Source organism: Bacteroides sp. 11BF, from assembly GCF_019633765.1.
GTDB classification, from domain to species: Bacteria; Bacteroidota; Bacteroidia; order Bacteroidales; family Bacteroidaceae; genus Bacteroides; species Bacteroides hominis.
Genome location: NZ_JAFKPJ010000010.1, coordinates 1 through 15,148 on the forward strand (window position 1 = coordinate 1; position 15,148 = coordinate 15,148).

General features: G+C 45.1%; 8 protein-coding genes. All 8 read left to right on the forward strand.

Features of this window, described 5'->3' with window-relative positions; all coding sequences use genetic code 11:
• Window positions 1-365 precede the first annotated feature (365 nt).
• The 8 genes from JZY04_RS11795 (at window position 366) to JZY04_RS11830 (ending at window position 14,922) form a co-directional block, all read left to right on the forward strand.
• Window positions 366-3,719, forward strand: a complete 3,354-nt coding sequence (locus JZY04_RS11795; RefSeq protein WP_122142568.1) for a TonB-dependent receptor — start codon at window positions 366-368, stop codon at window positions 3,717-3,719.
• Between the two features lie 17 nt (window positions 3,720-3,736).
• Window positions 3,737-5,584 carry a RagB/SusD family nutrient uptake outer membrane protein gene (locus tag JZY04_RS11800; protein ID WP_032531078.1) on the forward strand — a complete coding sequence of 616 codons (1,848 nt, stop codon included), beginning with the start codon at window positions 3,737-3,739 and terminating at the stop codon, window positions 5,582-5,584.
• A gap of 350 nt (window positions 5,585-5,934) precedes the next feature.
• Window positions 5,935-7,842: a heparinase II/III-family protein gene (locus JZY04_RS11805; protein ID WP_122142569.1), complete on the forward strand. Its 1,908-nt coding sequence runs from the start codon at window positions 5,935-5,937 to the stop codon at window positions 7,840-7,842.
• A 3-nt stretch (window positions 7,843-7,845) separates the two neighbouring features.
• Window positions 7,846-9,057 carry a glycoside hydrolase family 88 protein gene (locus tag JZY04_RS11810; protein WP_181996387.1) on the forward strand — a complete coding sequence of 404 codons (1,212 nt, stop codon included), beginning with the start codon at window positions 7,846-7,848 and terminating at the stop codon, window positions 9,055-9,057.
• 20 nt (window positions 9,058-9,077) lie between these two features.
• Entirely contained in the window at window positions 9,078-9,989 is a 912-nt protein-coding gene (locus tag JZY04_RS11815) for an alkaline phosphatase (protein ID WP_122142570.1), read from the forward strand.
• A gap of 30 nt (window positions 9,990-10,019) precedes the next feature.
• Entirely contained in the window at window positions 10,020-11,555 is a 1,536-nt protein-coding gene (locus tag JZY04_RS11820) for a beta-N-acetylhexosaminidase (protein ID WP_122142571.1), read from the forward strand.
• 56 nt (window positions 11,556-11,611) lie between these two features.
• Window positions 11,612-13,702, forward strand: a complete 2,091-nt coding sequence (locus JZY04_RS11825) for a glycoside hydrolase family 2 TIM barrel-domain containing protein (protein ID WP_122142572.1) — start codon at window positions 11,612-11,614, stop codon at window positions 13,700-13,702.
• Window positions 13,699-14,922, forward strand: coding sequence for a DUF2264 domain-containing protein (locus JZY04_RS11830; protein ID WP_032531071.1), 1,224 nt, complete (start codon window positions 13,699-13,701; stop codon window positions 14,920-14,922). The genes JZY04_RS11825 and JZY04_RS11830 overlap by 4 nt, the downstream gene beginning before the upstream one ends.
• Window positions 14,923-15,148: the final 226 nt, after the last annotated feature.

The window sequence follows — 15,148 nt, forward strand, 5'->3', positions numbered from 1 at the left end:
ATCGCCAAAGTTCTTCTGGAACTTCTACTGAGTTAAGAACAATTAGTGCCTATACTGCGAACAAAAATAGCATAGAGAGGTCTGCTTCACGACATAGTCCGATTCTTTCATTTGCTTTTTGTAAAGTTTAATAGTATACGGATCATGAAAAAGAACAAATTATGCCCAAGATTCCTATTCAATTTAGCATCTTATCACAAAATTTTGTACATAAAACCATATGGAAAACACGGATTAGGACAGATTCCAAATAGCCTCTGAATAATTAGTGCCCCTATTGAGAATAAAAGTATCACATCGGATCAGATCAGTTACCGTAGTTTTGCGATGTATTTAACACTTTTATTAACTCAATCTAAAGTATTATGAGAAAAAGCAAATTACATTTGCTACCCTTATCTTCTAAAAGGGTACTTGTAAGTACATCGTTAATAATGCTTTTAAGCGGTAGTGCCTGGGCTGTTTCTTCACAAGAGACAGTTGAAAACGGAGATGCGATCACAGCAGTCCCCCAACAGCACAGAACGATTAAAGGTATTGTAAAAGATGCAAATGGAGAACCGATTATCGGAGCTAACGTCATTGTAAAAGGTAATAAAACTATTGGCGTCATCACAAACCTGAACGGAGAGTTTAGTCTCGAAGTACCGTCCAACGCAACACTGCAAATCTCTTACATCGGCTATCTCAATAAAGAAGTCAAAGTAAGTGGCAACCAGGTGTCTTTCAACATCCAACTGGAAGAAGACAGCAAAACACTCGACGAGGTAGTAGTGGTAGGGTATGGCACACAGAAGAAAGCAAATTTAACAGGTGCCGTATCTGCCGTTGATTTTGAAGAACAAACTAAATCACGCCCCATTACCACAGTATCTTCGGCATTAGCCGGTCTAAGTCCAGGACTTCAAGCCAGTTCAGGCTCGGCAATGCCGGGAGAGGATAACACAACCCTACGGGTACGCGGTAACGGTACAATGAATAATGCCTCACCTTTGATTATCATCGATGGCATGGAAGGTTCATTGAATGCCATTAACCCTCAGGACATAGAAAATATCTCTATTCTAAAAGATGCAGCTTCTTGTGCTATTTATGGTGCCCGTGCTGCCAACGGAGTCATCTTAGTCACAACAAAAAGCGGTGATCGCGACAAGATACAGGTAAACTATAGTGGACGCGTCTCTTTCAACAGCCCGACACGCATGATAGAAACTATGAGCAACTATGCGGATTATATGGAATTAATGAACGAATCTTGCGAAAATGTTGGCTCCGGAACTCTTTTTGACCAAAAGTATATCGATTTGTGGAGAGAGAAATCAAAAGATCCCAATGGAGTAAACGAAAACGGTGTTCCTAATTACATCGCATACCCAAATACCAACTGGCTGAAAGAGCTATACTCAGGAGGTATGATACACGAACATAATCTTTCAGTTTCAGGAGGATCTAACAAAATTCGTTTCTTATTGTCAGCCCGTTATCAGGATAATGAAGGTATTGTAGACAATACAGCCAACAAAACCTACTCTGTACGTGCCAATATTGAAGCCAACCCAACTCAATGGTTGACTTTAGGTACGCGCACTTATGCCTCACAAATGGACCGTGAGGTGGGTGACTTTAGCAATGCCAATACTTTCCTCCGACAATCTACAGCCGGTACTTATCCCGAATGGAACGGAAGTTTCGGCTACCCGGAATGTCCGGACGAACGTGCAACAGCCAATAACCCACTATATAAACTGGCACGGAATGATGGCTTCAAACGCTACAACCGTTTCAACACGACCCTATTTAGTAAGGTCAAGTTCTTTAAAGATCTAAGTTGGGATTTCAACTTCAATTACAACCGTTACATCTACGAAACCCGCCAATGGGGAGTACCCGCTTATCAGACACGTTTCAGTGACGGGGTAATTGTCGATGGTATCACTCCTCCTTCTCAATTAAGCACAAGTTTCGGTTATGAATCCAATTACTCTTATACATTGGAAAACCTGTTAAACTACCATCACACATTTGCTCAGAAACACGATGTATCCGCATTGTTGGGTTATCAGGAATTCTACAAGAATTACTATACTGTAGATGCCGCAAAGAAAGGCTTGATCGACGAATCACTGAACCAGTTTGATGAAGCAACCGAAATGACAAGTACCAAAGGTGCAACCCAGGATTATGCCACACGTTCTGTATTCGGACGCGTGAACTATGCATATAATTCCCGGTATTTATTTGAGGCGAATTTCCGTTATGACGGATCCTCACGCTTCCATAAAGATCATCGTTGGGGATTCTTCCCTTCCTTATCAGGTGCATGGCGTATCTCAGAAGAAAGCTTCATGGAAAATACCCGTACCTGGCTGGATAACCTGAAAATCCGTGCATCCTGGGGTAAATTAGGTAACTCTGAAATTGGTAACTACGAATACATGTCGGTATACAGTACCACCAACGCAGTATTTGGAAATGCCTTAAATTCCGCACTGTATATGGGTGCCATCGCCAATAGCTTACTGAAATGGGAATCTACCACCTCTGTCAACTTTGGTGTTGATGTTAATTTATTAAAGGACCGTCTGAGCATAAGTGCCGACTTGTATCAGAAGAAAACCGACGGTATCTTATACCGCCCAACTATTCCTTATGTATTCGGAACAATGACTGCCCCCCGTCAGAACCTCGCCAAAGTGAGCAATAAGGGAGTTGAGTTATCACTGGGATGGCGTGATAACATAGGAGGGGTGAGCTACTCCATTAACGGCAACTTCTCATATAACAAAAGCAATATAGATGCCTATAACGGCTCTTATGAAAGAACATGGGTAGAAGATCCGAGTAACAAACTGACCGGAGGTAAATGGGAAGATAATATCGGTAAAGTGTCCAGTGGTGGCACAACCCCCATTGTTGAAGGCCGCATGATGAATGAATACTATTTACGGAACGTTTATCATGGCAATGGCTCTTACTACAATGCGGATGGCAGCGTAAATCCTCAAGGAGGACCTAAGACCGGTATGATCCGTACAGAAAAAGATATGACATGGGTAAAAGACATGATCGCAGCCGGATATGAATTTCAGCCGGGCAAGACGGTTGCCAAAAACAAGATCTGGTATGGCGATTACATCTATGCCGACTCCAATAATAATGGAGTATATGGTGACGATAACGACTATACTTTCCAAAAAACATCCAATAAGCCCAAATACAATTTCGGTTTTCAGGCCTCTGCCGCATGGAAAGGATTCGACCTCTCTATGGTATGGGCGGGAGCTGCCGGATTCAGCATATACTGGGGAGCAACCACTGGCTATAATGCCGCATCTACAGAATGGGGTAGCACCATCGCACAACGGATTGCCGAAAACCATTATTTCTACAATCCCGAAAATCCGGATGATCCACGTACCAACATCAATGCGAAATATCCGCGTATGGCTTATATAGACGGCTATGTACAAAATCGTCATGGAAATACAACTTTATGGCTATACAAAGGTGATTACATCAAATTGAAAAACCTGTCTTTAGGTTATACTCTACCGAAAAACTGGGTTTCAAAAATCGCTATGCAGAATGCACGTGTTTACGTTTCAGCTGAAAATCTGCTGACAATTACCGGATTTGAAGGCCAAGACCCGGAATCTGCTACCGGTATGGGCTATTCTCCGTTTAGAACAATTGCAATAGGTGCCAATATAACATTCTAAATAAATCTTGAAATCTTATGAAACTATTAAATAAATTATTCATATTAACAGCCACAGCAATTGCTATAAGCAGTTGCCAGGGAGATTTACTGGATACAAAGCCATATGATAAAGCATCATCGGGCAGTATGTGGAGTAATGAAAACTTTTGTACTATGGGAGTAGCCTCTATCTACGCCACCCTGCGCGAAGGGTATGTGGCAAAAGAGGCTTATCTAATGGAGGCATTCAGCGTGGGTGCAACCTGTCGCGACAACGATTATCCACTGCTGGCCGGTACAGCTTCTATCGGTTCCGGAATATTCTCAGACTATTGGAAACAACATTATGCAGGTATCTATCGTGCCAATGATGCCATTGTACATCTACCCGACGCACCGATAAGTGAAAGCGTAAAAGGTAAATTATTATCCGAAGCAAAAGTATTGCGTGCGTTTTATTATTACAAGCTGAATGCAGTCTTCAGGGGTGTTCCTTATTATGATACGCCTATGGAACTTGATCAAGCAGACAAACCACGTGAAAGCGAAGAGAATATATGGAATTTCTGCATACAAGATTTAACCGACGCAATAAATGATCCGAATTTCCCCGACCGTATCGCTGCCGGTAAAGCAGAATGGGGTCATGTCACCAAATCAGTGGCTTATGCACTGCGTGGCAAAATCTATCTGTGGGCCAAAGAATGGAGTAAAGCGGAAGCAGATTTCCGCAAAGTAGGTGAATTGGGACATTCATTATTTCAGGATGGTTACAAGCAACTCTTCAAAGAAGCTAATGAACAGAGTGATGAAGCTATCTTCTCTTTGCAGTGTATCGATAACAATGGCAGCACTTACGGAAATTCCATGAGCTTCCGTTATGGCGGCCGTACTACATTTGGTTCTTGCTGGAACACCATGTTGGCCAGTGTGGATTTTGTAGAAACCTACGAAAATATAGACGGCAGTAAATTTAACTGGGATGAATACATTCCGGGGTTCTCAAGCTTAGATATTAAAGACCGTGAAGTATTCTTCTTGCGTAATACTGATCCGGCAACAGTAAAAGCACAGTATCGCGAAATCGGCTTTGACGGTACGGAAGAGGCATTGGACGATATGGTAAAAAAAATAAAAGCAAAAGTAGACGGACGTCTGGAAAAGCTAAGTGACAAGGCAAAAGCATTCTATCTGCCGGCAGGAAACGAGGCCCGTATTAAAGCTGCTTATGACAGCCGAGATCCTCGTTTAGCCCAGACTGTCATCACTCCATATGCTACATATGATGGTTCCGGAAACAGCGTAGACCACACCTTCACTTCACGCTGGCCCTATTATGGTGCCGACACCGATTATCCTTATGACTTACGCACTGACACCCAGAGCCATTTATACTATTTGTTCCGCAAATTTGTTGCCGAAGGTTCAAGTGAAATGACCAATCGCGAACAATCTCCGATTGACCTGCCAATTATCCGCTACGCAACTGTCGTCATAGGATTGGCTGAAGCATTGAATGAGCAGGGTAAAACCGACGAGGCCATCGAATGGTTGAATAAAGTACGCCAACGTGCCGGTGTTGCACTGTTGAACAGCAATACTGCCACTATGGTCCAGGGACAGGAAGATATGCGCATTCGCATCCAGAATGAATTCCGCTGGGAAACAGCAGGTGAAGGGGTTGACTTTTACGAAGAACTCCGTTGGAAAACATGGAAAGAAAGTAAGTTTAATAATGCTGATGGTACAGCCGGGATGAAAGATGTATGGGGTACTGTCACCTATCCTTATACATGGGGAGGAGACCAATATTATGTATGGCCAATCCCAAAACATGAAACTGATATGAATAAATCACTGACTCAGAACTCGGGCTGGAATTAAACAAATACGTTTAAGCTACTGATTCTTATAAACCAAAGGGCTGTGTCAAAACTCTTTTCGCCACAGATTACACGGATTATCACAGATTATCAACATAGATAATCAATGACTTAAAATTCACTCTGTGTTACTCAGTGTCTTCTGTGGTGAGTTTCGACACACGCCCTCTATTCCATCTGAAAAGAAAGTTCTAAATAAACTCTCTTATCGACTTTTCCTCTTTTGAGGATTGACTCCCTCAAATATCCAACTAAAATAGAAAATTTATATAGCATTAAGAACCATTTAGTAAGATGAAATAGCAATAAATTTTGTTACTTTGCCTACGTTAAAATCTTAATTTTATTACGATGAAGAAATTATTAATATTCACTCTCTTGCTATGCTGTACTGTAAGAGCCCTCAGCTATACAGAACGGAACTATCTTCAAAAACAAGCCAGCGTAAGCAGTTTGCAGGAAGTGCTTATATTAAATCAACAATGGGTCACCTATCCTGCTTATACCGACCGAACCGGATGGGACACTTTTTTAGGCTCTTTCAAGAATGAATGTATCCTTCGCGGAGAGAAGCAGTTAAATTATCAATGGCAGGTTGTGAAAGCTACTGATTATATGGAATTTGAACGCAGCGGCAACCGTAGCGTCATGGAAACTCCTTTCGCCAACAATAACAATGCCATAGCCGACCTGCTACTCGCTGAACTCGCAGAAGGGAAAGGACGATTTATCGATCAGCTGATCAACGGTGTATATCATTCCTGCGAAATGACTTCCTGGGCATTGGCCGCCCATTTGAATGCTCAACAGTCTCGCCGCTCACTACCCGATTTTAAAGAAAACATCATAGACCTGACAGCAGGTGACCTGGGCTCTTTACTCGCATGGACCTATTATTACATGCATCAAGAATTTGACAAACTCAATCCTGCCATATCCGAACGTTTACGGCATACGCTCCAACAGCGTATACTGGATCCTTACATGAATAACGATCACTTCTGGTGGATGGCAGTGGACTATAAACCGGGAATGATGGTCAACAACTGGAATCCTTGGTGTAACAGCAACGCCTTAATGTGTTTTATGCTGCTTGAAAATGATAAAGAAATGTTAGCGAAGGCAGTATACCGCAGTATGGTTTCGGTAGATAAATTCATCAACTATACCCATACCGACGGTGCATGTGAGGAAGGTCCCTCCTACTGGGGACATGCCGCCGGGAAAATGTTTGATTATCTGGAATTACTGTCAGCCGTTACCGGAGGAACTGTCTCCATCTTCGATAATCCCATGATAAAGAATATGGGCGAATATATATCACGTTCATACGTGGGCAAAGGATGGGTGGTTAATTTCGCTGATGCCTCGGCGAAAAGCAGTGGAGACGCTCCCTTGATATTCCGGTATGGCAAGGCTGTAAACAGTAACGAAATGAAAGGATTCGCTGCTATGATTAACACTAATAAGCTTCCTTCCGGACGCGATATATACCGTACGCTTGCTGCTATAAAAATTGCGAACGAACTAAAAGAAACTCAAGCGGCACATCTGACTCCCCCATTCTCCTGGTATCCGGAAACCGAATTCTGCTATATAACTGACAATAAAGGAAACTTCCTGGCCGCTAAAGGAGGATATAACGACGAAAGCCATAATCATAATGACGCAGGTACCTTCTCATTCTGGATAGACCAAACTCCTTTTCTTATCGATGCCGGAGTAGGGACTTATACACGCCAGACATTCAGCAAGGATCGCTACACCATTTGGACCATGCAGAGCAATTATCACAATCTCCCCCTGATTAATGGCGTCCCCCAGAAATACGGAGCAACATATAAAGCAACACAAGTACAAGCTGACAAGAGGAAAAACACATTCACAGCCAATATAGCGACAGCCTATCCGGCCGAAGCAGAAGTGGAATCATGGATACGTTCCTATTCACTTCAGAAAGGACAATTACGGATTTCAGATTCTTTCCGTCTGAAGACAGCCAAACAGCCCAATCAAATCAATTTCATGACATGGGGACAGGTGTGTACGGAAATACCGGGAAAAATTCAATTGGAAGTAAAAGGAAAGAAAGCCGTCATAGAATATGATAAACAACTGTTCGATGTAGAAACAGAAATAATCCCATTAACAGATCCCCGGCTATCCAATGTATGGGGTAAATCGATTTGTCGCATTACACTCACAGCAACAAACATTCATAAAACAGGAAATTATTCTTTTACCATAAAAAAACAATAAAACATGAACTTAAAACCCTTATTGGGAGCAGCCTGCGCAATGATATGTGTGGCTTGCTCAAACCACAAACCCACAGTACCGTCTTTTATAACAGAAAATGTAGAATTTGCCAAAGCACAACTCGGTTTGGCCATCGACACCATCGAGGCCAGCGGAAAATGTCTCAATCCTGTAACTCTCAATAGAGATGGATCTGTATATTACTGCGGATATGCCGATTGGCGCAGTGGTTTTTTTCCCGGTAGCATCTGGTATATGTACGAACTGACAGGTGACACCAGCTACCTCCCACTGGCCAGAAAATATACTGAAGCCATTCGCCCGGCCGAGCACCTGACTTGGCATCACGATATAGGATTCATCATTAATTGCAGTTTTGGTAACGGCCTGAGGCTCGCTCCCGATACAGCTGCATATAAAGACGTAATGGTACAGGCAGCCAAATCACTTTGTACGCGTTTCCGCCCCAATGCCGGAGTCATTCAAAGCTGGGATGTAAAGGGTAATAGCTGGCAAAGTGAAAGAGGCTGGGAATGTCCGGTTATCATTGACAACATGATGAACCTGGAACTTCTGTTCGAAGCAACCAAACTGTCCGGTGATTCCATTTTCCATAAAGTAGCCGTAGCACATGCCGACCGTACTCTTTCCGAGCATTTCCGTCCTGATGGAAGTTGCTATCACGTAGTGGACTACAATATTTCGGACGGCTCCGTACGCCATAAACAAACAGCACAAGGATATGCTGATGAATCGGTTTGGTCACGTGGACAAGCATGGGCCATCTACGGCTTCACTATTTGCTATCGTGAAACGAAAGACCGCAAATATCTGGATCAGGCACTGAAAACATTCAATAGGATGAAAAATGATCCGCACATGCCCGAAGATCTGATACCTTACTGGGACATGGACGCACCCAATATACCCGATGAACCCCGGGACGTCTCTTCCGCATCCTGCATCGCTTCTGCCCTGTACGAGATCAGCACATATGACGTCCCCGATGCCGCTTCTTACAGGGAATATGCAGACCGCATCATGCATAGTCTCGCCTCACCTGACTATCGGGCCGCATTGGGCACTAACGGCAATTTTATCCTGATGCATAGCGTAGGCAGTATTCCGCATAATAGTGAAATCGACGTACCTCTGAACTATGCAGACTACTACTTTCTTGAAGCCCTGAAGCGTAGAAAAGATTTAGATAAATAATTTTATTATAAAAAAGTATCATGAAAACACAAGTGTTTAAATTAGCCTGTTTAATTATCTGTTTATTAACGATAGTTCCCAATTGCCATGCCGGCAGCAAGTGGAAAGCCAAACATGTAGTTTTGATTGGGTTGGACGGCTGGGGTTCCTACAGTGTAGAGAAAGCTAATATCCCCCATATCAAACAACTAATGAATGATGGTTCTTACACACTGACCAAACGCTCTGTACTCCCTTCGTCCAGTGCAGTGAACTGGGCATCTATGTTCATGGGAGCAGGCCCGGAGCTACACGGATACACGACTTGGAATTCAAGCACCCCGGATCTTCCTTCGAAAGAATTAAGTAAAGATGGCATTTTTCCAACTGTATTCCAATTGCTCCGCGAAGCTGACCCGAAAGCTGAAATTGGCACTCTCTACGAATGGATCGGCATCAAATACCTGGTAGATACGCTGGCAGTAAACAAATACAACCAAGGGATTAACTACGAAAAACACCCTACGGAACTATGCGAAACAGCCGTGAAGTATATTAAAGAGAAAAAGCCGGCTTTGACACTTATCGCTTGGGATAATCCGGATCATGTAGGACATAAGGAAGGACATGACACACCGGCTTATTACCAGAAGCTTGAAGAAATAGACGGATACATCGGCAAAGTGATTGACGCGGTGAAAGAAGCCGGAATGCTGGCTGAAACGATTTTTATAGTAACATCCGACCATGGCGGAATCAATAAAGGACACGGAGGAAAAACAATGCTGGAAATGCAGACTCCGTTCATCATCTCGGGGAAAAATATCAGGAAAGGGCATGAGATTCAGGCCAGCATGATGCAGTTTGACGTAGCCGCTACCGTGGCTGCCATTTTCAAACTGAAACAGCCACAAGTATGGATCGGAAGGCCTATAATGGAAGTATTTAAGTAAAAAAGAATGCTAACAAGTTAAAGACATAGGATGAAACGAACCAACAGACCATTATTCATTCATAATACAGCAAGAGGGAGAATAAAATTTCTTCTTCTTGCTCTATTTGCTTTTCAAGGCTTACAAGCACAAAAGCTATTCCCCGCTCCTTCTGCGATAGAGACACATAAAGGCACATTCTCTTATGACGAAGTTTCGGCTGAGTGTGTACGAACTACTATCTCTAAGTCTCTGCCTGCCATCGGTACAGCATATTCGGATGAAGCATATCAACTGGAAATTACGCCGGATTCTATCTTCATTGATGCCACTTCTGAGAAAGGCGCATTTTATGCCGGCCAGGCCATCAGACAACTGGCACAGCACGGACGGGGCAAAATCCGCTGTTGCCGGATTTACAGTTCGCCACGCTACGCATGGCGCGGATTTATGCTCGATGAAAGCCGCCACTTCTTCGGCAAAGAGAAAGTAAAACAATACCTCGACCTGATGGCGAGGCTCCATCTCAATGTATTCCACTGGCATCTGACAGACGAACCTGGATGGCGCATTGAAATCAAAAAATATCCTAAGCTGACGGAGATAGGAGCCGTCGGTAATTGGCATGATGCCAAAGCAGCTCCGCAGTTCTATACACAGGACGACATCCGGGAGATCGTGGCCTATGCAGCCGAACGCCAGATTATGGTGATTCCGGAGTTCGATATGCCGGGACATGCCACGGCAGTCTGCCGTGCCTATCCGGAGGTATCGGGGGGAGGTGAAGGACGCTGGAAGCATTTCACATTCCATCCTTGCAAAGAAGAAACTTATCGTTTTATCAGCGATGTGCTCGATGAAATAACCGCTCTCTTTCCGGCTCCCTATATCCATATCGGAGGTGACGAAGTGCACTATGGTAACCAGAACTGGTTCACAGATCCGGATATCCAGAACTTCATAAAGGAAAAAGGGCTGGTCAATGAAACCGGACTGGAGCATTACTTCATCCGCCGTGCCGCCGATCTGGTAGCAGCCAAAGGCAAGAAGATAATCGGTTGGGACGAAATAGTAGATGCCGGTATCTCCCCCTCGAAAGCACTGGTAATGTGGTGGCGTCACGACCGCAAGTACCAGTTGCTGAAAGCGCTTGAACAGGGCTATCAGGTAGTACTGACTCCACGCCGTCCGCTGTATGGCGATTTCGTACAGGATGCCTCACATAAAGTGGGACGCTATTGGGATGGATTCAATCCGTTGCAAGATGTCTACGCTTTTCCCGAACCGGTCAGTCATCTCTTTAAAGGATACGAAGATCAGATACTGGGTATGCAGTTCACACTCTGGACCGAACGGATCGCGGATGCCAAACGACTGGATTTCATGACCTTCCCGCGTTTGATAGCTTTGGCAGAATCGGCATGGACTTCACCCGGCGCAAAAGACTGGAGCCGTTTCTGCATGCGGTTGCCGTCCTTCCTGGACTATCTGAAGGAACAAGGCATCTATTATTTCGATGTGATTCACCCACAAGAAACTCCCGAACCGGGCGGACCGGAGAAAGCGGACGTATTACAAAACGGATAGGGAAATACAGATGATCTCAATAATAACATCATTAATCAATACATAATCAAGAACATATGAAACAGCAGAAATGTAACTATTTTCCCTCCTTATGGCGGAGGGGCCGAGGAAAAGGTTTAAGCCCCTTTCTTCTCCTACTTCTCTTCTCTCTCTCCCTTCACGCCCAGCGTCAGGATATTCTACTCAACAATAACTGGAATTTCCGTTTCTCGCATCAGGTACAGGGAGACACCCGCAGGGTAGACCTGCCGCACACCTGGAATGCACAAGATGCGCTTGCCGGCAAAACAGACTACAAACGGGGTATCGGGAACTATGAAAAAGCTCTATATGTTCGTCCCGAATGGAAAGGCAAGCGCCTGTTTCTTCGCTTTGAAGGTGTGAACAGTGTAGCCAACGTGTTCATCAACCGTAAACACATTGGCGAACACCGGGGCGGATACGGGGCCTTTATATTCGAAATCACAGACTTAGTGAAATACGGAGAAAAGAACTCCATTCTGGTACGTGCCAATAACGGTGAGCAACTGGACATAATGCCACTCGTAGGCGACTTCAATTTTTACGGGGGAATCTACAGGGATGTACATCTGCTGATTACCGACGAGACTTGCATCTCGCCTCTGGATTATGCTTCACCGGGAGTTTATCTGGTTCAGGAAGCCGTCAGCGCCCAAGAAGCAAAAGTATATGCCAAAGTGAACCTGTCCAACCGGGCAACCGATGGAGCGGCCGAACTTCGGATCCAAGTGACGGACGGCTCTAAAGTGATTTGCAAAGAAAACCGGAGCATATCGCTGAAACAGGGGACCGATATTCAGGAACAGCTTCCTTTATTGATTCAAAAACCGCGTCTTTGGAATGGTTGTGAAGACCCGTTTATGTATCAGGTCACTGTCAGCCTCCACAAGAACGGTAAACAAATCGACAGTGTAACACAGCCATTAGGTCTACGCTATTATCATACCGATCCGGCTCAAGGATTCTTCCTGAACGGCAAGCATTTACCACTTCATGGGGTATGCCGCCATCAGGATCGTGCCGAAGTGGGTAACGCACTCCGTCCCCAGCATCATGAAGAAGATGTGGCACTGATGCGCGAGATGGGAGTCAACGCCATCCGCCTGGCACACTATCCGCAGGCAACTTATATGTACGATTTGATGGACCGGCACGGTATCGTCACTTGGGCTGAGATTCCGTTTGTCGGTCCCGGAGGATATGCGGATAAAGGTTTTGTCAACCAGCTTTCCTTCCGTGAGAATGGCAAACAGCAACTCATCGAACTGATTCGCCAGCACTACAATCATCCCTCTATCTGCTTCTGGGGCCTGTTCAATGAACTGAAGGAAGTCGGGGACAATCCTGTAGAGTATATCAAAGAACTGAATGTACTGGCGAAACAGGAAGACCCTACCCGTCCGACAACTTCCGCCAGCAACCAGAACGGTGATTTGAACTTCATTACCGATAACATTGCCTGGAACCGTTACGACGGTTGGTATGGAAGTACTCCGAAAACATTGGCAACCTTTCTGGACCGTACACACGAGAAATATCCCGAAATACGTATCGGCATCAGTGAATACGGGGCAGGAGCCAGTGTCTACCACCAGCAGGACTCGCTCAGGCAACCGTCCGCTTCGGGATGGTGGCACCCTGAAAACTGGCAGACCTACTATCATATGGAGAATTGGAAAATCATAGCCGAACGTCCGTTCGTATGGGGTACATTCGTTTGGAACATGTTCGACTTCGGCGCTGCCCACCGTACGGAAGGTGACCGCCCGGGTATCAATGACAAAGGTCTCGTCACCTTCGACCGAAAGGTGAAGAAAGACTCCTACTACTTCTATAAAGCAAACTGGAACAAACAGGAGCCGATGATTTACTTGGCAGAGAAGCGATGCAGGCTTCGCTACCAACCGGAGCAGACTTTCATGGCATTCACCACTGCCCCGGAAGCCGAACTGTTTGTAAACGGTGTCAGTTGTGGCAAACAAAAAGCAGATACTTACTCCACAGTTGTATGGAAAGGTGTCAAACTGAAGGCAGGAGAAAATACCATCCGTGTAACTACTCCAGGGAAAAAGCCACTTACGGACGTAGTGGTAGTGGAATATAAAGAAGACGGATCGCTTCAATGAAACGGATCATCTTAATTATTGTATGGGGATTGCTGGCCGGAGGATGGCCGGCAGTCCCCTGTCTTTGGGCACAGTGCCGGCCAGGAACTGCCGACCGGGATGTCTGGGTAAAGACACTTGTCCGCCTGGCCGATCCGGTACTCAGTAATCTGGCTAACGAAACACTGAAGAAAAGAATGCCATACCAATCGCTTGCCCCCGACCGGCAACGTTTCTCTTATCTGGAAGCAGTAGGACGTACAGTTTGCGGCATGGCTCCATGGCTGGAATTGGGAGCGGACGATACGCCGGAAGGACAGTTACGCAAGAAATACATCGAGCTGACTGTAAAAGGAATCAGCAATGCCGTTAACCCCTCCTCACCCGATTACCTGATTTTCGGAGAACCTTCGCAGCCCTTGGTAGATGCCGCATTCCTGGCAGAAGGATTGCTGCGCGCCCCCAAACAGTTATGGGGTAATCTCTCTGCATCTGCCCGCAAGCGGGTAGTGACAGAGTTGAAACGAAGTCGTGCCATTAAACCCAACGAAAGCAACTGGTTGCTGTTTGCCTCTATCGTAGAGGCTGCATTGCAAGAATTCACCGGTGAGTGCGACACGGTACGCCTCAACTACGGAGTACGCAAGTTCAGGGATCTTTGGTATAAGGGAGATGCCCAATACGGTGACGGGGCTGACTTCCATCTCGATTATTACAACAGCTTTGTGATTCACCCCATGCTAACTGACATATTAATCGTCATGCAAAAGCACCGGATGCCGGGAGCTGAATTTCTGAAAGTACAGCAGAAACGCTTGGGACGCTATGCCGAACAGTTGGAACGGTTTATTTCACCGGAAGGAACTTATCCGGTAATCGGACGGTCTATCGTGTATCGTACCGGAGTATTTCATGCGTTAGGGCAAGCTGCCCTACTACATCTGCTTCCCGAACATATTACTCCCGCCCAAGTACGTTGTGCAATGACCAAGGTCATTGAAAATCAGTTCCGGTCAGCCGACAATTTTGACGCAAACGGCTGGTTAAGGATAGGTTTCTCCGGTAATCAGATAAAAATGTCGGAAAGCTACATCAATACGGGAAGTACTTATCTGTGTCTGACCGGGTTCTTACCACTGGGATTACCTGCTGACGATGCCTTTTGGTCAGCTCCTCCCGCCGAATGGACCAACTTGAAAGCCTGGTCGGGGAAAGAGGTGCCGGCAGATCATTCATTATAAACCGGCAACCGGACGAAATGGGGTGTACCGAAACTCGTATTCACCACAGATTACACTGATTTACACAGATAAATATTCAGTAGTTATCAATAGATCAAGTTCGCTCTATGGGACTCAGTGTTACTCTGTGGTGAATAATGACACATCCCCATTCAAAAACAGAAAGGTGTAGCTACCACTGCGGATAGCTACACCTTTCTGTTTTTATCTTTACCAAGAAGTCCTA